The organism is Candidatus Nitrotoga sp. 1052, from assembly GCF_927312905.1.
Lineage (GTDB): Bacteria > Pseudomonadota > Gammaproteobacteria > Burkholderiales > Gallionellaceae > Nitrotoga.
This window is the reverse complement of the sequence record NZ_CAKMHQ010000037.1, coordinates 56141-78273: the sequence shown is the minus strand read 5'-3', so window position 1 is coordinate 78273 and position 22133 is coordinate 56141. Positions and strand designations below refer to the sequence as shown.

The 22133-nt window shown below is 52.1% G+C and carries 20 protein-coding genes and 1 pseudogene; 9 read left to right on the top strand and 12 right to left on the bottom strand.

Annotated features, from left to right (window positions below):
- Nucleotides 1-75: 75 nt before the first annotated feature.
- The 5 genes from MJ768_RS08535 to apaG all read right to left on the bottom strand — a co-directional run bounded on the left by MJ768_RS08535 (nt 76) and on the right by apaG (nt 3245).
- Nucleotides 76-705, bottom strand: coding sequence for an alpha/beta hydrolase (locus MJ768_RS08535; RefSeq protein ID WP_239290385.1), 630 nt, complete (start codon nt 703-705; stop codon nt 76-78).
- A complete protein-coding gene (locus MJ768_RS08530; protein WP_239290383.1) occupies nt 705-1016 on the bottom strand; it encodes a (2Fe-2S) ferredoxin domain-containing protein in 312 nt (103 codons plus the stop codon). The genes MJ768_RS08535 and MJ768_RS08530 overlap by 1 nt, the downstream gene beginning before the upstream one ends.
- 43 nt (nt 1017-1059) lie before the next feature.
- Nucleotides 1060-2133 carry a VanZ family protein gene (locus tag MJ768_RS08525; RefSeq protein WP_239290382.1) on the bottom strand — a complete coding sequence of 358 codons (1074 nt, stop codon included), beginning with the start codon at nt 2131-2133 and terminating at the stop codon, nt 1060-1062.
- 115 nt (nt 2134-2248) lie between these two features.
- Entirely contained in the window at nt 2249-2857 is a 609-nt protein-coding gene (locus MJ768_RS08520; protein ID WP_239290380.1) for a class I SAM-dependent methyltransferase, read from the bottom strand.
- A gap of 4 nt (nt 2858-2861) precedes the next feature.
- Entirely contained in the window at nt 2862-3245 is a 384-nt protein-coding gene (gene apaG / locus MJ768_RS08515; RefSeq protein ID WP_239290389.1) for a Co2+/Mg2+ efflux protein ApaG, read from the bottom strand.
- 386 nt (nt 3246-3631) lie between these two features.
- Between apaG and hemA the strand changes: the two genes are divergently transcribed.
- The 3 genes from hemA to prmC are packed head-to-tail and all read left to right on the top strand — an operon-like array spanning nt 3632 to nt 6827.
- Nucleotides 3632-4885, top strand: a complete 1254-nt coding sequence (hemA, locus tag MJ768_RS08510; RefSeq protein WP_239290378.1) for a glutamyl-tRNA reductase — start codon at nt 3632-3634, stop codon at nt 4883-4885.
- Entirely contained in the window at nt 4882-5970 is a 1089-nt protein-coding gene (gene prfA / locus MJ768_RS08505; RefSeq protein WP_239290376.1) for a peptide chain release factor 1, read from the top strand. The genes hemA and prfA overlap by 4 nt, the downstream gene beginning before the upstream one ends.
- A 2-nt stretch (nt 5971-5972) precedes the next feature.
- The gene (gene prmC, locus MJ768_RS08500; protein WP_239290374.1) at nt 5973-6827 is read left to right on the top strand and encodes a peptide chain release factor N(5)-glutamine methyltransferase; all 855 of its coding nucleotides are present in this window, start codon (nt 5973-5975) and stop codon (nt 6825-6827) included.
- A 92-nt stretch (nt 6828-6919) separates the two neighbouring features.
- Here prmC and hemF read toward each other — a convergent pair whose 3' ends face one another.
- The 5 genes and pseudogenes from hemF to dusB all read right to left on the bottom strand — a co-directional run bounded on the left by hemF (nt 6920) and on the right by dusB (nt 12266).
- Nucleotides 6920-7816 carry an oxygen-dependent coproporphyrinogen oxidase gene (gene hemF / locus MJ768_RS08495; protein ID WP_239290372.1) on the bottom strand — a complete coding sequence of 299 codons (897 nt, stop codon included), beginning with the start codon at nt 7814-7816 and terminating at the stop codon, nt 6920-6922.
- Between the two features lie 165 nt (nt 7817-7981).
- The gene (purD, locus tag MJ768_RS08490; protein WP_239290370.1) at nt 7982-9256 is read right to left on the bottom strand and encodes a phosphoribosylamine--glycine ligase; all 1275 of its coding nucleotides are present in this window, start codon (nt 9254-9256) and stop codon (nt 7982-7984) included.
- Between the two features lie 87 nt (nt 9257-9343).
- Nucleotides 9344-10909 (bottom strand): bifunctional phosphoribosylaminoimidazolecarboxamide formyltransferase/IMP cyclohydrolase, encoded by a 1566-nt coding sequence (gene purH / locus MJ768_RS08485; RefSeq protein ID WP_239290368.1) that lies wholly within the window; start codon nt 10907-10909, stop codon nt 9344-9346.
- Between the two features lie 104 nt (nt 10910-11013).
- A pseudogene (locus tag MJ768_RS08480) lies at nt 11014-11262 on the bottom strand (helix-turn-helix domain-containing protein); the annotation flags it as partial.
- Nucleotides 11259-12266, bottom strand: a complete 1008-nt coding sequence (dusB, locus tag MJ768_RS08475) for a tRNA dihydrouridine synthase DusB (protein WP_239290366.1) — start codon at nt 12264-12266, stop codon at nt 11259-11261. The gene dusB and the pseudogene MJ768_RS08480, both read right to left, overlap by 4 nt.
- 87 nt (nt 12267-12353) lie before the next feature.
- Here dusB and MJ768_RS08470 point away from each other — a divergent pair, with 87 nt between their 5' ends.
- Both MJ768_RS08470 and MJ768_RS08465 read left to right on the top strand, forming a co-directional pair.
- Nucleotides 12354-13511 (top strand): UbiH/UbiF family hydroxylase, encoded by a 1158-nt coding sequence (locus MJ768_RS08470; protein ID WP_239290364.1) that lies wholly within the window; start codon nt 12354-12356, stop codon nt 13509-13511.
- Between the two features lie 19 nt (nt 13512-13530).
- Nucleotides 13531-14232 carry a DsbC family protein gene (locus MJ768_RS08465; protein WP_239290362.1) on the top strand — a complete coding sequence of 234 codons (702 nt, stop codon included), beginning with the start codon at nt 13531-13533 and terminating at the stop codon, nt 14230-14232.
- 513 nt (nt 14233-14745) lie between these two features.
- Here the strand turns inward: MJ768_RS08465 and cls are convergent.
- Nucleotides 14746-16137 carry a cardiolipin synthase gene (gene cls, locus MJ768_RS08460; RefSeq protein ID WP_239290360.1) on the bottom strand — a complete coding sequence of 464 codons (1392 nt, stop codon included), beginning with the start codon at nt 16135-16137 and terminating at the stop codon, nt 14746-14748.
- 392 nt (nt 16138-16529) lie between these two features.
- Here cls and MJ768_RS08455 point away from each other — a divergent pair, with 392 nt between their 5' ends.
- From MJ768_RS08455 to phoR, 4 genes are all read left to right on the top strand, one after another.
- Nucleotides 16530-17132 carry a peroxiredoxin gene (locus MJ768_RS08455; RefSeq protein ID WP_239290358.1) on the top strand — a complete coding sequence of 201 codons (603 nt, stop codon included), beginning with the start codon at nt 16530-16532 and terminating at the stop codon, nt 17130-17132.
- A gap of 112 nt (nt 17133-17244) precedes the next feature.
- Nucleotides 17245-18675, top strand: a complete 1431-nt coding sequence (locus MJ768_RS08450; protein ID WP_239290356.1) for a sodium:solute symporter family protein — start codon at nt 17245-17247, stop codon at nt 18673-18675.
- A gap of 79 nt (nt 18676-18754) precedes the next feature.
- Nucleotides 18755-19441, top strand: coding sequence for a phosphate regulon transcriptional regulator PhoB (gene phoB, locus MJ768_RS08445; protein WP_239290354.1), 687 nt, complete (start codon nt 18755-18757; stop codon nt 19439-19441).
- A 129-nt stretch (nt 19442-19570) separates the two neighbouring features.
- Nucleotides 19571-20893, top strand: a complete 1323-nt coding sequence (gene phoR, locus MJ768_RS08440; protein ID WP_239290345.1) for a phosphate regulon sensor histidine kinase PhoR — start codon at nt 19571-19573, stop codon at nt 20891-20893.
- 48 nt (nt 20894-20941) lie between these two features.
- On the opposite strand, the gene MJ768_RS08435 is transcribed toward phoR, so the two are convergent.
- Nucleotides 20942-21970 carry an NAD-dependent epimerase/dehydratase family protein gene (locus MJ768_RS08435; protein WP_239290343.1) on the bottom strand — a complete coding sequence of 343 codons (1029 nt, stop codon included), beginning with the start codon at nt 21968-21970 and terminating at the stop codon, nt 20942-20944.
- Nucleotides 21971-22133 lie beyond the last annotated feature (163 nt).

The following is a 22133-nucleotide window of genomic DNA, read 5'->3' as shown; positions in this document are numbered from 1 at the left end:
CCAAGTTCGAGACGATAGATTAACTTTTACCCACGCAAATGTCAGATGAACCAAATTTATTGAGCAACACCCCGCTCATAGCGCTTGTCCCATGAAATTGTGACGCACAATTTCTTTCAACTGTTCCAGACGGCCATGGAAAAAATGCACCGCTCCCGGTAATACTACGATAGGCAGGTGTTGCGGACGCGCCCACTGCATCACGTCCGCCAACGAGACCACTTCATCCAGCTCACCATGTACCAGCAGCGTGTTGTGCGGCACGGGCGGCATCGGATAACGCGTCACTGCCGGCGCGATCAGCACCAGTTGATGCACAGGCAGGTGATGCACAGACAATTGCTGTGCCGCGCGCGCCTGCACATAACCGCCGAAGGAAAAACCCGATAGGATTAGCGGCAGGTTGCCATATTCGCCCAATGCATAGCGGGTTACTGTGAGTGCATCTTCTACCTCACCAATACCATTATCAAACTCGCCGCTGCTCGCACCAACGCCCCGAAAATTGAAGCGCAACGCGGCGAATCCTAGTTCGGCAAAAGTCTTGGTGAGCGTGGTTACGATCTTGTTTTCCATCGTTCCGCCCATTGTAGGCAGCGGATGCGCTATCACCGCGATAGCACGCGGTGCCACATCCGGTATATGCGCCACAACCTCCAGCGTACCCGCTGGGCCCGGGACAGAAACCTTTTCTATTGTGGGCATTATATTTTCAGGCGTTCCACCACACGCCCATGCTGCAAGTGTTCAACGATGATTTCGTCGAGGTCGCTCTCATCCATATAGGTGTACCACACCCCCTCGGGATATATCACCAATACAGGTCCTTCATCACAGCGATTCATGCAACCTGCCGAGTTGATGCGGATACGATTTGTTTCATTAGATAGTCCAAGTGCCTGGACTTTATCTTTAACATAGTCGCGCATCCATTGCGCACCAATATTATTACAGCACTCCGCGCCTTCTTCGCGCTGGTTAGTGCAAAAGAAAACATGTTTTTGATAGTAGCTCATACAAGACCTCACAAGAAAAAAATATAATTATACAGCCTCACTGCTATGTACTTTTAACGCGCCAAAGATAGCCGAGCATGAGAAACGGAAACACCAATGAAATAGTTTGCGACAATCCATTGTAGTTGAGCAGGTGGCCGTAATTCCACTGGTACAGGCGCATGGCTGCAGAAGGCTCACCGCTATCCAATATCCAGTGCGCCAACACCCAATAACCTAGCGCGGCCAGTGCAGCACATTTCGACAGTTGTGTGCGGGATAATCGGCTGGCAGCAATCACTAGCAGCACGCCCGCGAAAATGCCAAGCATGGCCTCACCGTTTAGCCATAACAGCAATGCCCATGATTTGAGTAGTATGGCTGCTGCGGTGAACTTGGCCACTGCCACCGCACACAATACCAGCAGCAGCGTGTTTGCTGCTTGGCGGCGTATGCGCAGCAAGGTTAGCAGCAGCATTCCCAGCATCAGCATATTGAGCAGTACCGCCATGCTTTCCATCCAATTAAACGGTTCAGGCTGCACCACGACAAAAGGTGCCCGCGCCACTTCGCTAATGAACACATTGCCCAGCATGGGCAGCGAAGGATTGACTTGCGCGAACATCCACAGCGCCACCAACGCCAAGCCGAAATCCACTCCTCCTCCGCCATGAAATAAACGCATGCGCCAATGCGTCAGGTGCAGAGCAAACCATTCACGTGGCGCAATGCTAACTGCCAAAAACGCACCCGCCAGCGCGCCGCCACTGTTGGCAAGCAAATCGAGATTGGAACTAATACGTACAGGCAAATACATTTGCGCGTATTCCATCATGGCGGAAAGTACTACTCCGCCCAACGTGGCAAGCAATACAGTCCAGCTTACGCTGAAGCGCGCGCGTAGTGCCAGCCCAAGCAACAGCCCAAACGGTAGATAACCGAGCAGATTAGCGGCGGCATCGAACCAAGTGTATTGCAGCAATAACGGCAACGCCAATACAGCAGAAAATTCCAACCCCTGCTCTTGCCAGCCCGAAAACGGCGATAAGCTGGCATACACGATGAACAGTGCGTAACCTGCGGCAAGGTAAGTGCGCAGACGCGCGCGAGAAGAAGAAGTGACGATGGTTTCTTTCATAATCGGCTTAAGTTTATCCGATTTTTTTATTGTTCTTATTTTACGTCGTGCAACATATTACCGGGTGGTGGTAGCGAAATGGTGCGAGTTGCGGCGGAATCTGATCGGAATTGTTCTAATTATTAGAGGTATCCTTATGCAATTCAATCAAGCGGAACCAACCGTTTGCAAGCACAGGCTCATCGGCCAGTACCCGCAATCCCGGTACAGCTTCCAGCACCTCCTCAAACACCACGTCCAGCCGTGTGGCCAGCTGTCCCATCAGGGGGGTCAGACCGCGCCGCACCCAAGCGTGTTCTCCACGGCGCAGGAACTTATCGAAGATCAGAATATGACCACCCGGCTTGAGCACGCGCGCCGTTTCTGCCAGGCAATATTGCGGTCGCGGTACTACCGCCATGATTAGATGCAGCACTACATAATCGAAACTATCTGAAGCGAATGGTAAGGCCATGCTGTCGCCCCGTACCCACTGCATGCGTAATCCGGCAGCCTTTTTCTTTGCCCGCTCCAGCATTGCACTGGTCAGTTCTAGTGCGGTGTATTCATGGCGAGGCGGTAAAAAAGGGAAATCCAACCCGGTGCCTGCACCACTAAGCAGCACGCGCGCTACACCTTGTTGCGGCAACCGTGCCAGACTTTGCTGGCGCGCGCTACGAGTAGCGCGATCAATGAAGACATCATAAAACGGGGCGATGAAACGATAGCTGGTCTTTAACGACATTGCGTTAATGCAACACGCGCGGGACACTCAATACGAACTGGGGAATGGGCGCGTCAAATTTAGTGCCGTCCTCCGCTACCATCTGGTAGCTGCCAGACATAGTGCCCACCTGTGTGGCGAGCACCGTACCGCTGGTATATTCGAAACTCTGGTTTGGCTTGAGAACCGGTTGCTCACCCACGACTCCCTGACCGCGCACTTCCTGCACATATTGATTGGCATCGGTAATAATCCAATGACGGCTGATCAGCTTGACAGTGGTATCGCCTTCATTAGTTATGGTGATGGTATAAGCGAAAACGAAGCGATTATCGGCCTCATCCGATTGCTCGGCCAAATAATTTACTTCAGTGGTGATTTTTATTCTGTATTTATTGTCTTTTTCCATCGCGATATTACACATCATTTTGTTCAGTATGACAAGGCTGACGGAGACTTGAACTTTAAAAGCAAAGTGATCCCTAATGTCAGGCTAACATTTATAAGTTTGATATTAAGCAAGGTTACGAAAGTCAGGTCACGAAACTGACGTAGGGCTGTTTCTCAATCTTTTCGTGAAAGCAATATTTTTCAGCATCTTGCATTTTTCTGCATAATAAACTGCCTCTCTCTTGGGCCGCAGAAGTTATGGAATTTTGAAAAATTGCGATTGAAGCTCGCATTGTTGTGATTGTTCCACAATTTATAAATTTTATTCGATTTTAGTTGGCTGGTATTGAGGGTGGCTAGCAACTATAATTGCGCCCTTGTTTAATTTTTGGTCTTTTCCGGACTATGCAATTATTCGCTTTCGGCATTAACCATCAGACCGCGCCACTTGTTGTGCGTGAGCAGATTGCGTTCAATGTCGATGCAATGGAGCCAGCCCTACGCGACTTGGTCGGGCAGGGCGCAGCCAAGGAAGCGACCATACTTTCCACCTGCAACCGCACCGAGGTGTATTGCAGTACGCACAAGCCGGCGCAGATCATTAACTGGCTAGCTAGTTATCATGAATTACAGCCGCGTGAAATTGAGCCGTATCTCTATACTTTGCCGCATGAGCAGGCGGTGAAACACGCTTTTCGCGTCGCCAGCGGATTGGATTCGATGGTGCTGGGTGAACCGCAAATTCTGGGCCAAATGAAGCAGGCGGTGCGTTATGCGGAGCAGGCAGGCACGCTGGGCTTTCTGCTCCATAAGCTATTCCAGCGCACCTTCTCGGTGGCCAAGGATGTGCGTACCCAGACCGAAATTGGATCAAATTTAATTTCCATGGCGGCGGCGGCGGTAAAGCTGGCCGAGCGCATTTTCCCCAGCATTGCCGAACAGAGTGTATTGCTCATCGGCGCGGGGGAGATGATCGAACTGAATGCCGTGCATTTTGCGGCTAAATTACCAAAGCACATTACCGTTGCAAACCGTACCCTGGAGCGTGCCCAAGTGTTGGCGCGGCGCATTGGCGGACATGCCATCACGTTGAGTGAATTGCCGGAACAACTGGCGCAGCACGATATCATCGTGACCAGTACCGCCAGCCCGCTGCCGATACTGGGCAAGGGCATGGTCGAGCGCGCGCTCAAAGCGCGCAAGCACCGCCCTCTTTTCATTGTCGATCTCGCTGTACCGCGCGATGTTGAAGCTGAAGTAGCCGAACTGGACGATGTGTTTCTGTATACCGTTGATGATTTGTCCGAAGTTGTGCGCGATGGCTTGGATGCACGTCAGGGTGCGGTGAAAGAAGCCGAAGTGATTATAAATTCTGGTGTGGTGGATTTTATTCACTGGATGGAATCACGTGAGGTCGTGCCCACTATCCGAGCGTTGCGTGATCATGCTGAACGCCAGCGTCGGCACGAGATGGAAAAAGCCTTGCGCCTGCTGACCAAAGGCGAAGAGCCGGAAAAGGTACTGGAATCTTTGAGCAATGCGCTTACCAATAAATTTTTGCACGCGCCAACCCATGCTCTGAATCATGTACAAGCCGAAGAGCGCGACGCTTTCCTTGATATGGTGCACCGTATTTATCACATGCGCGCCCCCGAATGAAACCTAGCATTGCCACTAAACTCGCCCAATTGGGCGAGCGTCTGGACGAAGTCCGCCGTCTGTTAAGTAGCGAAAATGCCACTCGCGATATGGAAAACTACCTCAAGCTCAACCGCGAACGCGCGGAGCTGGATCCTGTGGTGGAGCTGTACCATGCCCATCAAGCCTGCGCTGACGATATCGCAACCGCACTGGAAATGGCGGATGACCCGGAAATGCGCGAATTTGCTACGGCTGAAGTGAAGCAAGGGCGCGAACGGCTGGAGCAGATCGAGGTGGATTTGCAGAGGCAATTGCTGCCTAAGGATCCCAATGACGATCGCAACGTATTTCTGGAAATCCGCGCGGGCACAGGCGGCGACGAGGCGGCATTATTTGCCGGCGACCTGTTTCGCATGTATGCGCGTTTTGCCGAACGTAACCGCTGGCAGGTTGAAGTCATTTCCGAAAGTTGCGGTGAAAAGGGCGGCTTCAAGGAAATCATCGCACGCATAGTCGGGCAGGGTGCATATTCGATACTGAAGTTTGAGTCTGGCGCACATAGAGTACAGCGCGTGCCCACCACCGAAACGCAAGGTCGAATTCACACGTCGGCCTGCACCGTGGCAGTGCTGCCGGAAGCGGATGAAGTCAGCGATGTGGTGTTGAATCCTGCCGATTTACGCATCGACACCTTCCGCGCTTCGGGTGCGGGCGGTCAGCATATTAATAAAACCGATTCGGCCGTACGCGTAACACACCTGCCTACGGGTACCGTGGTGGAATGCCAGGATGGCCGTTCGCAGCACAAAAACAAGGCCCAAGCGCTGGCGGTTCTGGCCGCGCGCATCAAGGACAAAGAAGAGCGTACCGCTCACGCCAAGCAGGCCGCCGAGCGCAAGTCGCTGGTAGGTAGCGGCGATCGCTCGGAACGCATACGCACTTACAATTTCCCGCAAGGCCGTATCACCGACCATCGCATTAACCTCACACTGTACAAGATGGATCACATTATGGATGGCGACATCAGCGAGATGTGCAACGCATTGATGGCGGAATATCAGGCAGAACAGTTGGCAGCGCTAGCGAATGAAGGTAGCAGCTGAACTTGCTGCGCACCATACAAGAAGCTCTGCTTCAGGATGCAGTACGTCTGACTGAGGCGCTGGCGATAAACCCCAGCAGCGCACGCATCGAAATACAGTGTTTGTTGCAACAAGTGTTAAATGTCCCGCGCGCCTGGTTGTTGGCGCATTCCGAGCACTATCCGAACGAAACCGAGCAAATCCGTTACCATGAATTGTTGCAGCGCCGCCTTCGGGGGGAGCCCGTTGCCTATCTATTGGGTGAACGCGAATTCTTCGGGCTAATGCTCAAGGTGACGCCCGCTACTCTCATTCCCCGTCCAGAAACTGAATTACTGGTTGAACTGGTCTTGCCGCGTATCTCGCAGCAGGGTTTATGTCGTGTGCTCGACCTGGGCACGGGCAGTGGTGCAATTGCTCTGGCGCTCGCCCATGCGCGCCCAGATGTTGAGGTGCTTGGCTGCGATGCTTCCACTACGGCACTGGCGGTTGCGCACGCAAACGCACGGCAACTGGCCATCGCCAATGCAGCTTTCATACACAGTGACTGGTTCGAGGCATTCAAGGCTCAAAAATTCAACATCATTGTATCCAATCCGCCCTACATTGCGGCTGGCGACCCCCATTTGGCGCGGGGCGATGTGCGCTTTGAGCCAATATCCGCACTTGTATCAGGCGGCGATGGCCTGCACGATATCCGTCATATTGCGGCTCATGCTCCAGACTATCTTGAACCCGGTGGCTGGTTGCTCCTTGAGCATGGCTACGACCAAGCCGCACAGGTTCGTGAGCTGCTGCAGCAGGCGGGGTTCGACGTAGTGTTCTCGGCGTGTGATCTGGCGGGAATAGAGCGGGTCAGCGGCGGACGCATCGCTTGAGGATATATTCGCAACCGATCAACTTGGTTGAACTGCAAGTTGCACTGCAATTATTGGTTCAATAACTAACTTCAAATAACCAACAGCGAAATCTACACCCAATTCTTGGGCACTAAAAATTTCTCATACAACTCTGCCTCATGCGAGTCCTTCTCCGGGTGCCAGTCATAGCGCCACTTCACCAGTGGTGGCATGGAAAGCAAAATAGATTCGATACGCCCATTGCTTTGCAGCCCGAAGATAGTGCCACGGTCTATTACCAGATTAAACTCGACATAACGCCCGCGCCGATAAAGCTGAAAGTCACGTTCACGCTCACCATAGGGCGTGTTCTTGCGGCGTTCAAGGATAGGCACATAGGCGGAAATAAAGTGATTCCCAACGCTTTGTTGAATGGCAAAAGCAGTGGCAAAATCTGGCTCGCTCAAGTCGTCGAAGAAGATACCGCCCACACCACGAGGTTCATTGCGATGCTTGATAAAGAAATATTCATCGCACCACTTTTTGTATTTTGGAAAGAGATGATTGCCAAACGGCGCCAGCGCGTTCTGGCAAGTCTGATGGAAATGCACGGCATCTTCCTCAAAACCATAATAGGGGGTCAAATCCATTCCACCGCCAAACCAGAATGCGATTTCACCATCATTTTTTTTCGCCATGAACATGCGCACATTCATATGCACAGTGGGTGCATAAGGGTTACGCGGGTGGAATACCAATGACACGCCCATCGCCTCCCATGTGCATCCTGCCAATTCCGGACGATGTGCCGTAGCGGAAGGAGGCATCTTGTCGCCCGTTACATGAGAGAAAGCTACCCCGCCGCGTTCCAGGACATTTCCTTCTTCGAGGATGCAGCTTCGGCCGCCGCCACCTTCCGGGCGATCCCAACTGTCACGCCGAAATTTATTGCCGTCCACCTGTTCCAAACAAGTCACAATCGTGTCTTGCAACTCGAACAAGAATTTTTTGACTGCGGCACTATCCATGCTTCCTCCGATTGGTTTCGTATTTATTTGCGGATGAATTATCACTCATTCATGCACGCGTTCCTTGAGCCTTGACAGATGCTGCATCGCACGCTTGTATGTGGGAATAGCCCAAGCCATACCGATATTCTGTGGAATTGAAACAGCAACTTTCTGAAGAGGTCGTTATTTCCTGGGCAGGGTAGCGCGATAGCCAATATCGTGGCGCATCTGACAGCCCTCGAAATGAATGTTCTCGGCAACTTGATAAGCACGGCGCTGAGCAATTTTCACGCTATCGCCCAACGCAGTAACGCACAACACGCGTCCACCGCTGGTGACCACCTTGCCATCGTGCATGATGGTGCCGGCATGAAACACATGTGCATCTTCCTGTGCTTTGGGCAGGCCGGTAATGAAATCGTCTTTTCGCGGCGTATCGGGGTAGTTGGCGGCGGCCAGTACCACACCGAGCGCAGCGCGTCTGTCCCATTCCGCCTCCACCTTATTCAACGTGCCGTTGACTGCATGCTCCAGTAGCACAAGCAAATCGCTCTTCAGGCGCAACATGATGGGCTGGGTTTCTGGATCGCCCATGCGACAATTAAATTCTAGCACCTTGTAATTATTTTGTGGGTCTATCATCAGGCCGGCATATAGAAAACCGGTGTAAGTGATCCCTTCTTTTTCCATGCCCTGCACCACTGGAAGTATCACCTCGCGCAACACGCGCGCATGCAGCTCCGGTGTCACCACCGGTGCAGGAGAATATGCGCCCATGCCGCCGGTGTTGGGGCCATGATCGCCATCCAGTAGCCGTTTATGATCCTGGCTAGTCGCCAGTGGCAGCACATGTTTGCCATCCACCATGACGATGAAACTGGCTTCCTCGCCAACCAGAAATTCCTCGATTATCACGCGCGCGCCGGCATCACCCAATTTGTTGCCGGACAACATCATGGTTATGGCTTCATGAGCTTCCTGTACTGTCATTGCTACGACCACGCCCTTGCCTGCAGCCAAACCATCAGCCTTGATCACAATGGGCGCACCATGTTTATCCACGTAAGCACACGCATCCGTTATCTCGCTGAAGGTTTGATAAAGTGCAGTGGGGATATGGTGGCGCACCATGAAATTTTTGGCGAAATCTTTTGAACTTTCCAGTTGTGCCGCCGCTTTGGTTGGGCCGAAAATTTTCAGTCCAGCGGCACGAAAGTCGTCCACTATGCCAAATGCCAACGGTACTTCCGGGCCGACTACAGTAAGGTGGATTTGCTCGCGTTGCGCGAATGCGATGAGATCGGGAATTGCTGTGATGGCAATATTTTCCACGCCGCTTTCAAGCGCTGTACCGGCATTGCCTGGAGCGACGTACACTCTCTGCACTTTGGTGGCTTGCGCCAGACGCCATGCCAGTGCGTGTTCTCGACCACCACTCCCAACAACCAGAACTTTCATAACATAACCCCAAATTTGTCACAGAGGTCACAAAGACAAAATACTTGGAGCAAGTAAGGCGGGTTTGTGTCTCTGTGGTTAAAGCTCTTAATGTCTGAAATGTCGATAACCCGTAAACACCATAACCAGCCCATGTTCATCCGCTGCTGCAATAACTTCCTCATCGCGCATGCTGCCACCGGGCTGGATTACTGCTTTCGCGCCTGCTTCGGCCAGCACGTCCACGCCATCACGGAAGGGGAAGAAGGCGTCTGACGCAACAACTGAATCAACCAGGCTGCAAGTCGCATTTTGTGCCTTGATTGTGGCGATACGAGTGCTATCTACCCGGCTCATCTGTCCGGCGCCTACGCCTAGCGTGCGTCCATCTTTGCAGAACACGATGGCATTTGATTTCACATACTTCGCCACGCGCCAGGCGAACAGCAGATCCTGTAATTGTTCAGCACTCGGCTGTACTTTGGTAACCACGCGCAATTGCTCGGCTTGTACGTCCAAAGTATCAGGTGATTGCACCAGTAAGCCGCCATTCACTCGCTTAAAATCATATTGATTGTGTGACCTGGACATTGGCACGGTGAGCAGACGCACATTTTGTTTTGCTGCCACGACCTGTCGTGCCGCTTCAGTCACTGATGGCGCAATAATCACTTCAACAAATTGATTGGCTGTAATAGTGGTTGCGGTATCTGCATCCAGCTCGCGGTTAAAAGCGATGATGCCGCCGAATGCGGAGGTGGGATCCGTTGTATAAGCCAACTTGTAGGCATTGAGCGGTGCATCGGCAATCGCCACGCCGCACGGATTGGCGTGCTTGACGATGACGCAGGCGGGCTGCTCAAATGTCTTGACGCATTCCCACGCCGCATCGGCATCGCCAATGTTGTTATAGGACAGCTCCTTGCCTTGCAATTGGGTGTAATCGGCAATGCCGCCCGGCACTGCATTCAGGTCACGGTAGAAGGCTGCATTTTGATGAGGATTTTCGCCGTAGCGCATGTCCTGCACTTTGGCGAAGTTGAAGTTGATTTGTGCCGGGTACTCGCTGCGTGTGCCGTCGGAGTGAATTGCAGTAAGGTAATTGCTGATCGCGCTGTCATACGCGGCAGTGTGCGAAAAAGCTTTTTTCGCCAGATCGAACCGCGTGGCGCTGGAAACCGCGCCGCCATTAGCATGCATTTCGGTCAGAATGGTGCTGTAGTCTTTTGAGTCGGTGACGATGGCTACATGTTGATGATTCTTCGCTGCGGCGCGCACCATGGTAGGTCCGCCAATGTCGATGTTCTCGATGGCATCTGCCAGCGTGCAATCGGGTTTGGCAACGGTGGCGCCGAACGGATATAAATTCACCACTACCAGATCAATGGTCGGAATGCTGTACTTCTCCAGCGTGGCGACATGTTCCGGCAGGTCCCGTCGCGCCAGAATTCCAGCATGGACTTTCGGTTGCAGTGTCTTCACGCGTCCATCCAGCATCTCGGGGAAGCCAGTGTAATCGGCCACTTCCGTGACCGGAATGCCGTTATCGGCAAGCATCTTGGCCGTGCCACCAGTGGACAGGATGGTAACGCCTAGTTGTTGCAAACCCTTGGCGAATTCCAGTATGCCGGATTTGTCCGACACACTGATGAGGGCTTGTTTGATTGCTGCCATAGTTAATTTTTCTTTTCGTTCGTTTTAACAAGATCAGGCCTTTGAACAGCCCTTCGTTCGGGTCGGGCATTTGGCCGCAAATTCGAAGTTGCGCTCGGAGTACTGTGTTGCTGAATTTTCTTGCGCAATGTATTGCGGTTAAGCCCCAATAATTCGGCTGCTCGCGTCTGGTTGCCGCCAGCATGTTGTAGAACGGCTTCGATTAATGGCTTCTCAACGCAATTCATCACCATGTCATACACCGCACACGAAGGATTTTCGCCGTCAAGATCCTTGAAATAATCGTCCACTGCCTTGCGAACATATTTCGCAACGTCGTTTTCTCCCAACGTACAATCATCTTCTCTTTTCATGCAGCCAGCCCCTCAACGTACTGTAGGCGCTCGCCGCCCTGTAGTTGCCCATCAAAAAAATCATGTACCGCCATCAATTGTTCTGCGCTGCTTTCCAGTTGATTCATATGATGGCGAAAATGCGCAGAACCAATCAGGCCCTTTGTGTACCAGGAGATGTGTTTGCGCGCCACGCGCAAACCCGTGTGTTCACCGTAGAACGAGTAAAGCTCATATACATGCTTAAGCAGCACGCGATGCACCTCGTCCACTTGCGGTGCGGGTAGATGTGTGCCGGTCTTGATGAAATGTTCAATCTCGCGAAACAACCACGGGCGCCCTTGTGCGGCGCGCCCTATCATCACGGCATCCGCGCCAGTCTGCTGTAAAACATAGCGAGCTTTTTCCGGGGTGGTGATATCGCCGTTAGCGATAACCGGGATGTTGACGTTGGCCTTCACTGCGGTGATTGTGTCATATTCCGCATCGCCGGTGTAAGCGCAAGCACGAGTCCGGCCGTGAATGGCTAGTGCCTGAATGCCGCTCGCCTCGGCGATTTGGGCGATTCGAATTGCATTACGGTTTTGCTTATCCCAGCCGGTACGTATTTTAAGCGTCACCGGCACGGCCACCGCGCCTACCACTGCCTCCAGTATTCGCGCTACCAGTGCTTCATCCTGCAACAGCGCAGAACCGGCCATCACATTGCAAATTTTCTTCGCGGGACAACCCATGTTTATGTCGATGATTTGTGCGCCCTCATCCACATTATATTGAGCGGCCCGCGCCAGCATTTTGGGGTCGGCACCGACAATCTGTACCGAGATGGGATCGACTTCGCCCTCGTGATTGGCGCGCCGCTTGGTCTTCTCGGATCCGTAGAGCAGAGAATTGGAAGACACCATCTCGCTCACCGCCATGCCTGCGCCCATACTTTTGCACAACATGCGAAATGGACGATCGGTCACTCCCGCCATGGGGGCAACGATCAGGTTGTTCTTGAGGTGATAGGGACCGATGCGCATGACGTTTTCCGAAAGGAGACGGATTATAAATTAATCAAACGTCCCGTGCTATCATCACTCGTCCAGAAGTGAAAAAATATTTTAGCGATGACATTCGACGTCCTGATTATAGGCGGCGGCCTGGTTGGTGCCAGTCTGGCCGCAGCGCTCAAGTCAAGCGGATTGAACATGGCTCTGGTGGAAACCCAACCCACCGCCCACTCTGATGAGGGCTGGGACAACCGCATCTATGCTATCAGTCCCGGCGGAGCTGCCTTTCTTACGCAATGCGATGCCTGGCAACAACTGGATATGAACCGCGTGCAGCCGGTCGAAACCATGCGCGTGTTTGGCGATGAGGACATGGAACTTGATTTCAGTGCTTATCAACTGGGCGTGCCGGAATTGGCGTTCATCCTGGAAAATCGTCTGCTGCAGCAAGCGCTGTGGCAAGGATTGCAAGAGCAGGACAATTTAACTCTGTTTCACCCGGCGCACTGTGCCAGCCTGGTCTGGCATGATGACGCCGCGTACCTGCAACTGGAAGGCGGGCGAACGCTCAAGGCAAAACTGGTGGTCGGCGCGGATGGGGGGAATTCCTGGGTGCGACAACAGGCCGGAATCGTTGCACCGCCTACACTTTATAATCAGCATGGTGTAGTAGCGAATTTCACCGTTGAAAAATCACACCGCGCCACGGCCTTTCAATGGTTTCAGCCGGACGGCATTCTCGCCTTGCTGCCATTGCCGCAGCAGATGGTTTCAATGGTGTGGTCGGTAAGCCCGGAGAAATCAGAGGTCTTGCTGCAACTGCCGCATGAAGAGCTCTGTGCACAAGTTGCTGCCGCCTCGCACCACACCCTGGGCGCACTGCAACTGGTCACCCCTCCCGCCGCTTTCCCACTGCGTTTGTTAAACCTGCCACAAATCATCAAGCCACGTCTGGCGCTGGTGGGCGATGCCGCGCACAACATACATCCTCTTGCCGGCCAAGGCGTCAACCTGGGCTTCCGCGATGCGCGCCAGCTGGCGCAAGTGTTGCTGCAACGTGACGCACAACAAGATTGCGGTAACATACACCTGTTGCGTCGTTATGAACGTGCGCGCAAGGAAGATGTCCTTTCCATGCTGTTCACCACTGATGCGCTGAAGAAGTTGTTCAATAACAGCAATCCGCTGCTGCGTGCCGCGCGCAATCTCGGTCTTGCGGCTACCAACCGGTTTGCACCGCTGAAAAAAATGCTGGCGCGCCACGCACTTAATTAACTTAATTCAGGAATTCATCATGATTAAATTGTTTCTGTTACTGCTTGCCTCACTTTCTTTTTCTTATGCTCATGCCGATGCAGCCAAGGTCAAAGACCTGCTGCAAAAGAATTATCCGCAGCTTGGCCAAATTGAAAAAGCCAACAAGGCCAATATTCTTGGACTGTACGAAGTGGTGGCGCAAGGCCAGCTGTTTTATACTGATGAGAAAGCACAGTACCTCTTCACCGGCAACATCATTGACCTGAAGACCATGCGCAACCTGACGGAAGAGCGCTCACGCAAATTATTCGCTATAGACTTCAACAGCCTGCCCTTCGATCTTGCAATAAAAAAGGTTAAAGGTAACGGTCAGCGGAAGATGGCATATTTTAGCGATCCGAATTGTGGCTTCTGCCAAAAACTGGAAAGTGAGTTGAAGAATGTGGACAACGTCACACTTTATTTATTCATGCTATCCATATTCCAAGGTTCCGACAAAAAGGTACAAGGTGTTTGGTGCAGCAAGGATCAAGTCAAAGCGTGGGACAATTTGATGCTGAACCACGTACAACCACCTGTGGGAACATGCGACGCCCCTACCGCGAAATTAATGGAACTAAGCCAAAAATTAAACATAAATGGCACCCCGGCGTTGATCTTTGCGGATGGTGTTCTGATTCCCGGATTCAGACCTGCTGCAGAGTTGGAAAAATCATTGAATAGCACATTGAGCCGCTGATTATTTTTTCATTGTTTCAGGTATATGGTTGGCGGTTTCAAGTCTCGCTAACCTATATAAATAGTAGCGTCCCATTTATATTATGGGATGTCTATCAAGAACAGGTTTCAATACAATCCATTTTGTACAATGGTGTTGTAAGTGTTATTTACCGTTACTGTATTTATATACAGAGTTGAAAAGATGTCTACTTAACGTTAGGGGCAACAACCGCATGTCGTCCTTAAAACCACCTACCTCAGTCGAGAAAGTCTCAGGCCACACAGCAACCTAGGCTGTACTTACATTCGTTGATGCGCTATTGGGAAGTCCTTTAGCAGCTTTGCTTCCCGTCCTCGCAAAGTCCCTTACGAGTGATCGCCAGAAAATGCGTATTGCGCGGCACGTGTAACACCCGTGGCGTAGATCAACAGCGGGCATTCCAACCAGCTCAATGAGTTTGACTAAAAATGCTTTTGCATTACCACTCCATCACAATTAAATCCGGCCTTGAATATGCCAGCTAGGGGCGCATCACAGCCAATACTCAAGTCTGCGGGCAGCCCATTCCTTAAGCCGGTTGCCCAGCGAACGCTGCTCCCATGTTTCCTTGGAAATTTCGGCCGAATAGCGCAAGTCCTCTAAAAACGCATTTTCCATCGCAGTGCCGAATTCGTCGCCAAAGACCACTACGTTGATTTCGTTGTTGTGCATGAAGCTGCGGGTATCGATATTGGTCGACCCCACCGTCGACCAAACTTTGTCGATCACGGCGGTCTTGGCATGCAAGACCGCGATTTGCAGCTCATAGATCTTGATCCCGTTGGCCAGCATTTCGCTGTAAAAGGATTGCGCTGCACGGAAGACCAGGCCGTTGTCCGTCACCCCGGGCAAAATTATTTTGACGTCGACACCCCGGTGCGCAGCATCGCTCAGCGCGTGCAGAATCTGCGCGTCCGGCACGAAGTAGGCGCAGGTAATGTGTATCGTTTTCTTTGCCTCTTGTATCGCCAGAACATAAGCCTTGTAAATGTCATAATCGCCACCGGGTTCGCTGACCAGAACCCGGACGAGCTTGTTGCCGGCCTCTTTTAAGGGCGGAAAAAAATCGCTGTCGGGAAGATCCGGGGATTGCTGACTGGCCCAGGTATTTAGAAATGCCCACTGAAATGCAGCGACCGCCGGCCCTTCGATCTTTATATGAGTATCGCGCCAGCCGACTTTGGCATTGCGCCTGGCTTTCGAGCGGAACAGCGAACTGTTGGCATAGGTACTGCTGATATTCACGCCGCCCGTGAAGGCGACCACACCGTCGACGACCAGAATTTTCCGGTGATCGCGGTTATTCGGCTCCCACGGCCCTATCAGCTTTAGTGGGTTGACGGGATTGAAGGCCAGCAGATGAATGCCGGCATCGCGCATTTTGTCGAAGAATGCCTGCGGCGTGCCAATCGTGCCAACGCTGTCATAGATCACATTGACTTGTACCCCGGCGCGCTGGCGGGCGATCAGGAGATCTGCAAAGCGGATACCCAACTCATCCTGATCGAAGATATAGGTTTCCAAGTTGATGTGATCCTTGGCCGCGCTGATCGCCTCGATCATCGCCGCCATAGTTTGCGGGCCATCAAAGAGCAAGGTGACTTTGTTGCCGGCGATCAGAGGGCTGCCGGTAGCCGCTTCTTCCAGCGCCGCCAGCGCTGCGACATCCACGTGCGAATTGCGCCAGCGTTTGGCCAGCAGGGAATTCGATTTCTTTGCGCTGAGGGTGCCTTGCGCATTGGTCACCGTTGGGTTCTCCGGCGCTAACAGCGAACTATTGAGATACCGCACTTCGGGGAGCGCCGCGCAGGCGGTAGTCAGCAGACCGATCGCGATCACGCTGACGAAACGGATAATCCAGTTAAAACGAACAACGCGGTCCATGAGGCACTCCGAGTGTTGATAAGGGTTAAAAGGAGATGTTGAAAAGGAACACTACCCTTTTATTTTCCATCTTCTGTCTTTCTTGGCCAATATTATGGACGATACTCCGGCTGGCGTACGACTATTTCCCCCAGTCGCTGAACAAAACCTGCTTCTCTACCTCAGGTACCGTCAGCCCACCTACCTCTCAAGCAGCTGCACTGCCTGCTCCCGAAATTACCCTGCGTGAATCTTTTTGGGTATCCGTTCCATTTTCGCCCTCCATCGCCAGCATTTTTAGAAACGTTGGACTCCTTTTTTGTCAGTTTTCCTCAGCGTTTTATGGTTGACAGGCACTCCATCCATCGCTAAATTCCATACCTTAGCAATTTAGTCAACCAAAGGAAAAAATCATGGCTGTTCTCGTCGGTAAACTTGCCCCCGATTTTACTGCTGTTGCAGTGATGGGCAACAATGAAATAAACGAAACTTTTAGCTTGAATAACCACTTGGACGGCAAATACGGTGTGGTGTTCTTTTACCCGCTGGATTTTACTTTCGTATGTCCTTCCGAATTGATTGCTTTCGATCATCGTCTGGACGAATTCAAGAAGCGTCAAACGGAAGTAATCGGTATTTCTATTGATTCGCAGTTTACACATCTGGCTTGGAAAAATACGCCCGTTAATATGGGCGGCATCGGTCAAGTGCGCTACCCGCTGGTAGCCGACATTAAACACGAGATTTGCCGTGCTTATGACGTTGAACACAAGGATGGGGTGGCTTTCCGCGGCTCGTTTCTGATAGACCGTGGCGGTGTGGTACGACACCAAGTGGTGAACGATTTACCGCTTGGTCGCGACATTGATGAGATGCTGCGTATGGTAGATGCATTGCAATTTCATGAGGAGCATGGTGAGGTTTGTCCCGCTGGCTGGAGCAAGGGTAAAGCTGGAATGGATGCCTCTTCTGAGGGGGTGGCGAAGTATTTGGCCGAGTACGCTGAAAAGTTATAAGCGCTTATTTTCACGCTACGCAAAGGCTCCCTCGGGAGCCTTTTTTATTGATCTCGATAGCAGCCAAGGACTGCTACAATTCACCATTCTGTTACGACTTTGCAAGGCACTCATGCTGATCTGGCTCGTCATTCTTTATCTGATGATTTCCATCGGAATCGGCTTGTATGCCGCCACGCGCGTACATAATGTCAAAGATTATGTGATGGCCGGCCGGCACTTGCCGCTGTATGTCGTGACTGCCACAGTGTTTGCTACCTGGTTCGGTGCGGAAACAGTGTTGGGGATATCCACAAAGTTCGTCCAGCAGGGCCTGAGGGGAATAGTTGAAGATCCTTTTGGCGCCAGCATGTGCCTGATTTTGGTGGGTGTATTCTTCGCCGCCAAGCTTTATAAGATGAACCTGATTACCATCGGCGACTATTACCGGCAACGCTTCGATCGCACGGTGGAGGTACTTACCAGCCTGGCCATCATAGCTTCATACTTGGGCTGGGTATCAGCGCAGATTACAGCGTTGGGCCTGGTGTTCTCCTTCATCACACAAGGTGCGATTTCACCCAGTGAAGGTATGGTGGTTGGCGCTGGCATCGTGCTGGTTTACACCCTGTTCGGCGGCATGTGGTCGGTGGCGTTGACAGATGCTTTTCAGATGACAATTATCGTTGTCGGCATGTTGTACCTGACTTGGCTGCTGTCCGGTATAGCAGGTGGGGCAGGAATGGTCATAGACCATGCCGCACAGGCCAACAAGCTTATTTTATGGCCGCAGCTTGAAACCAGAGATGTGCTCGCATTCATCGGCGCAGCGGTAACCATGATGCTAGGCTCCATCCCACAGCAGGATGTATTCCAGCGTGTGATGTCCGCAAAAAATGAAAAAACTGCCATACGCGGTGCGCTACTCGGTGGCGTCCTGTATTTCCTGTTCGCCTTCATTCCCATTTTTCTGGCTTATTCCGCCACGTTGATTGACCCCATGATGGTGGCCGCGTTGATCGACAGTAACGCACAGTTAATTCTGCCCAAGCTGATCATGAACCACACGCCGGTGTTTGCGCAGGTGATGTTCTTTGGTGCACTGCTTGCCGCCATTATGAGCACTGCCAGCGGCACTTTACTGGCACCGTCAGTGACTTTCACCGAAAACATCCTGAAAGGCATTATCGGCCACCAGAGCGATCGACATTTTTTGTGGACCATGCGCGTTGTCGTTGTATGCTTCGCCGTGGCTGTTACCTTGTTTGCGCTAAAATCCACATCGAGTATTTATTCGATGGTGGGGAACGCCTACAAGGTGACTTTAGTGGCAGCATTCATTCCGCTGGTGTGCGGGCTGTACTGGAAGCGAGCGAACACGCAAGGTGCGTTGTTTGCAATTGCCGCGGGCCTGTCTTCCTGGTTACTGCTTGAAATTTTTAATCCTGAAGGACTGTGGCCACCGCAACTGGCGGGCTTACTGATGAGTGCATCAGGCATGTTGGTCGGCTCGCTGCTGCCTGATTTGAAGCGTCGCCGCCATGCTGCTCATCGGATTGAATAGCGGGCATGGCCGTCATGCTACTGTCACAATTCTGTCATACCATCGCAAGTTGTTTGTCATGTGAACGACGGAGAAAATAATGACCGCGAATATTCTGGTAGTGGAAGACGAGCCTGCGATACAGGAACTGCTGGCATTCAATATAGCGCAATGTGGCTACCGCGCAATCGAGGCATATGATGCCGATGGCGCTTGGACGCACATCAACCATGCGCTGCCAGATCTAATACTGCTTGACTGGATGCTGCCCGGTAGTAGTGGCGTGGAACTGGCGCGCCGTCTGCGCGCCGATCAACGAACGCGTAACATCCCCATCATAATGCTGACTGCGCGCACCGACGAACGCGACAAAATTCTGGGGCTGGAATCAGGCGCAGACGATTACATAACCAAGCCATTTTCGCCGCGTGAACTGATGGCTCGCATCCGTGCCGTGCTACGTCGCCGCGCGCCACAAATGAGTGATGAAACAGTCGTTGCGGGTGGGCTGGAATTATCGCCAGCGATGCATCGTATCAACGCTAATGGAGCAATGATTGATCTGGGGCCGACCGAGTTTCGTTTGCTACATTTTTTTATGACCCATCCCGAGAGAGTCTATAGCCGTTCGCAGCTGCTCGACCAAGTTTGGGGCGATCATGTATTTGTGGAAGAACGCACAGTGGATGTGCACATTCGCCGTCTGCGCCAAGCGCTTGAACCCTCCAGCCTCGACAGGCTGATTCAGACTGTGCGCGGCAGCGGCTACCGTTTTTCATGCAACTAAACCGGATGGGTAAAGCGTAGACGTAATTCATTCCGTCAATTGCAATCTTTGTGCATCCTGCCGATATGTGGTTTCCCACCGCTTTGCGCACCATAATAATGGCGCAGCGTAATTTTTAAAGGCTACACCATGTTCGATTTTTGGCGGCGCGCACTTTTTTTTCCATTGATCTTCCTGCTTCTCTCTCTGCTAGTGTGGGCAACAGCAGGAGCGTTACCCGCCACCTTATTCTTTAGTATGTTTCTGCTGATACATCTAGTTCTTCATTTGCACCAACTCGAAGCACTTGATTACTGGCTGGCCGATTCTGATGAGCGTATGGTGCCTGATGGTCCGGGATTGTGGGGGGAGGTGTTTACGCGGCTGAACAGGATGGTACGTCAATACCGCAAAGAACATGAGCAACGTGTCGCGGCGCTACAGCACATGGAGCAGGCCACCTCGGCGCTGCCAGAAGGAGTAGCCATACTCGATGAAGCCTACCGCATCGAATGGTGCAACCCGCTTGCCGAGCAACATTTTGGTCTCGACAGCAAGCGCGACATCGGCCAGCAGATCACTTATCTGGCGCGTCAGCCTGAATTCGTGCAGTACCTCGCCATGCACGACTTCAGCGAACCGCTGGTTCTGTGCGGTGCGCGGCAGGATGGACTGACGCTGTCCATTAAACTGATTCCCTATGGTGACAACAAGCTGCTATTGATCAGCCGAGACATTACCCATCTCGAACGGATTGAGACCATGCGCCGTGATTTTGTCGCTAATGTGTCGCATGAGTTACGCACACCGCTTACGGTAGTCAACGGTTTTGTTGAAACCTTGCACGACATGCCTAACCTTGAAAACAGCATGGCGCGCCGCGCGCTGCACCTGATGGGCGAACAAACGCAACGCATGGAGCGGCTGGTGGACGATTTACTTACCCTGTCCAAGCTGGAGGACACACTCAATGTCTTGCAGGAAGAAACCGTGGAAGTATCCGGACTTTTACGCGCGCTGCATCAAGAGGGACAATCTTTGAGTGCGGGGAAACATACTTTGCGGCTGGAACTAGCGAGCAGTTGCGCTCTGCTTGGCAACGCGGATGAATTGCGCAGCGCCTTCGGTAATCTGATATCAAATGCCATCCGTTACACCCCGCAGGGGGGCGAGATTTTGGTGAGCTGGCACGAGCAGGGCGATCGGCCAGTTTTCAGCGTGCAAGACAGTGGCATCGGCATAGCGCCGCAACACATTCCGCGCCTGACAGAGCGTTTTTATCGGGTGGACCGCAGTCGCTCGCGAGAAACCGGAGGTACAGGTCTGGGGCTGGCCATCGTCAAGCACATAGCTAGCCGACATCAAGCGCGACTGGAGATTACCAGCGAGGAGGGAAAGGGCAGTACCTTCAGCATTGTATTTCCGGCCAGTCGACGCCTGCCATTGCAGGCAGAAGAAGCGATTATCACTTAGTGAAACCATTACATGCCAAGGCCGGATATTCAATAACATTTCCAGCATTCAGGCCAGGTTTTTAACATACCATGCCATTGATTCTTTCAGACCTTGGGCAATTGAGTGACTAGGCACATAACCCAGAAAAGACTGGGCTTTTGAAATATCCGCTTGAGAGTGGAGCACGTCACCCGCACGAAAATCACGGTAAACCGGGTTAAATTCTTGCAAATGTGGAAAGTGCGGCAGGAGCAATGTCCGGCATTGATCAAACAGGTTATTGAGCGTAGTTCTATCCCCGACGGCGATATTGTAGACTTGATTGGTGGAAGCGGTATTTTCTATAGTCGCGGCAAGAAGATTAGCTTGCACGGCGTTGTCGATGTAACAAAAGTCACGGCTAGTTTCTCCGTTGCCATTGATATAAACAGGTTTATTCTTGATCATGCTGGCCACCCACTTCGGGATGACCGCTGCGTAGGCTCCATTAGGATCCTGGCGACGTCCAAAGATATTGAAATAGCGCAAACCGATTGTGTGGAACCCATAACATCGACTAAACACATCGGCATAAAGCTCGTTCACATACTTTGTCACTGCATATGGCGACAAAGGCTTGCCTATTATATTCTCAACCTTGGGCAACCCTGGATGATCACCATAAGTTGAACTGGAAGCCGCATATACAAAGCGCTTTACCGCTGTATCGCGCGCCGCCACCAGCATGTTGAGAAAACCCGAGATATTATTTTCGTTAGTAAGAATAGGATTCTCAAGCGAGCGAGGCACCGAACCAAGCGCCGCCTGATGCAGTACATAATCTACACCTGACACCGCCTCTCGACAAACACTTAGATCGCGAATATCACCCTCAATGACTCGAAACCGAGCCCATTGCTGCGGCGTAACGCAATGCTGTACCTCCTCCAGGTTCTCTCTATAACCAGTAGCAAAATTATCCAAGCCAATAACGTGCTGGTCGAGCCTGAGGAGTGTCTCCACCAAGTTGCTCCCAATAAATCCAGCCGCGCCAGTAACCAGCCAAACATGAGGTTCCTGCGGAAGGCGCTGCTTAAGAACTTGAAAAGCGGTCATAATTATTTCCTTACAAATACCAAAAAATCATACCGCATACCTTTGACCGCCATCGGATTAAACGCGATTTTGTCACCAGCCTATGCAAATTATTTGTGATTAAACTTGAGAAACTTGGAACATTTATAAACTGGTAGCGAGGACGACTTGAAACATAGACAGA

Bases quoted from the DNA above. Each gene is read 5' to 3' on its own strand.
- MJ768_RS08535 (WP_239290385.1), bottom strand. From the start codon at position 705: ATGCCCACAATAGAAAAGGTTTCTGTCCCGGGCCCAGCGGGTACGCTG.
- MJ768_RS08530 (WP_239290383.1), bottom strand. From the start codon at position 1,016: ATGAGCTACTATCAAAAACATGTTTTCTTTTGCACTAACCAGCGCGAA.
- MJ768_RS08525 (WP_239290382.1), bottom strand. From the start codon at position 2,133: ATGAAAGAAACCATCGTCACTTCTTCTTCTCGCGCGCGTCTGCGCACT.
- MJ768_RS08520 (WP_239290380.1), bottom strand. From the start codon at position 2,857: ATGTCGTTAAAGACCAGCTATCGTTTCATCGCCCCGTTTTATGATGTC.
- apaG (WP_239290389.1), bottom strand. From the start codon at position 3,245: ATGGAAAAAGACAATAAATACAGAATAAAAATCACCACTGAAGTAAAT.
- hemA (WP_239290378.1), top strand. From the start codon at position 3,632: ATGCAATTATTCGCTTTCGGCATTAACCATCAGACCGCGCCACTTGTT.
- prfA (WP_239290376.1), top strand. From the start codon at position 4,882: ATGAAACCTAGCATTGCCACTAAACTCGCCCAATTGGGCGAGCGTCTG.
- hemF (WP_239290372.1), bottom strand. From the start codon at position 7,816: ATGGATAGTGCCGCAGTCAAAAAATTCTTGTTCGAGTTGCAAGACACG.
- purD (WP_239290370.1), bottom strand. From the start codon at position 9,256: ATGAAAGTTCTGGTTGTTGGGAGTGGTGGTCGAGAACACGCACTGGCA.
- purH (WP_239290368.1), bottom strand. From the start codon at position 10,909: ATGGCAGCAATCAAACAAGCCCTCATCAGTGTGTCGGACAAATCCGGC.
- dusB (WP_239290366.1), bottom strand. From the start codon at position 12,266: ATGCGCATCGGTCCCTATCACCTCAAGAACAACCTGATCGTTGCCCCC.
- MJ768_RS08470 (WP_239290364.1), top strand. From the start codon at position 12,354: ATGACATTCGACGTCCTGATTATAGGCGGCGGCCTGGTTGGTGCCAGT.
- MJ768_RS08465 (WP_239290362.1), top strand. From the start codon at position 13,531: ATGATTAAATTGTTTCTGTTACTGCTTGCCTCACTTTCTTTTTCTTAT.
- cls (WP_239290360.1), bottom strand. From the start codon at position 16,137: ATGGACCGCGTTGTTCGTTTTAACTGGATTATCCGTTTCGTCAGCGTG.
- MJ768_RS08455 (WP_239290358.1), top strand. From the start codon at position 16,530: ATGGCTGTTCTCGTCGGTAAACTTGCCCCCGATTTTACTGCTGTTGCA.
- MJ768_RS08450 (WP_239290356.1), top strand. From the start codon at position 17,245: ATGCTGATCTGGCTCGTCATTCTTTATCTGATGATTTCCATCGGAATC.
- phoB (WP_239290354.1), top strand. From the start codon at position 18,755: ATGACCGCGAATATTCTGGTAGTGGAAGACGAGCCTGCGATACAGGAA.
- phoR (WP_239290345.1), top strand. From the start codon at position 19,571: ATGTTCGATTTTTGGCGGCGCGCACTTTTTTTTCCATTGATCTTCCTG.
- MJ768_RS08435 (WP_239290343.1), bottom strand. From the start codon at position 21,970: ATGACCGCTTTTCAAGTTCTTAAGCAGCGCCTTCCGCAGGAACCTCAT.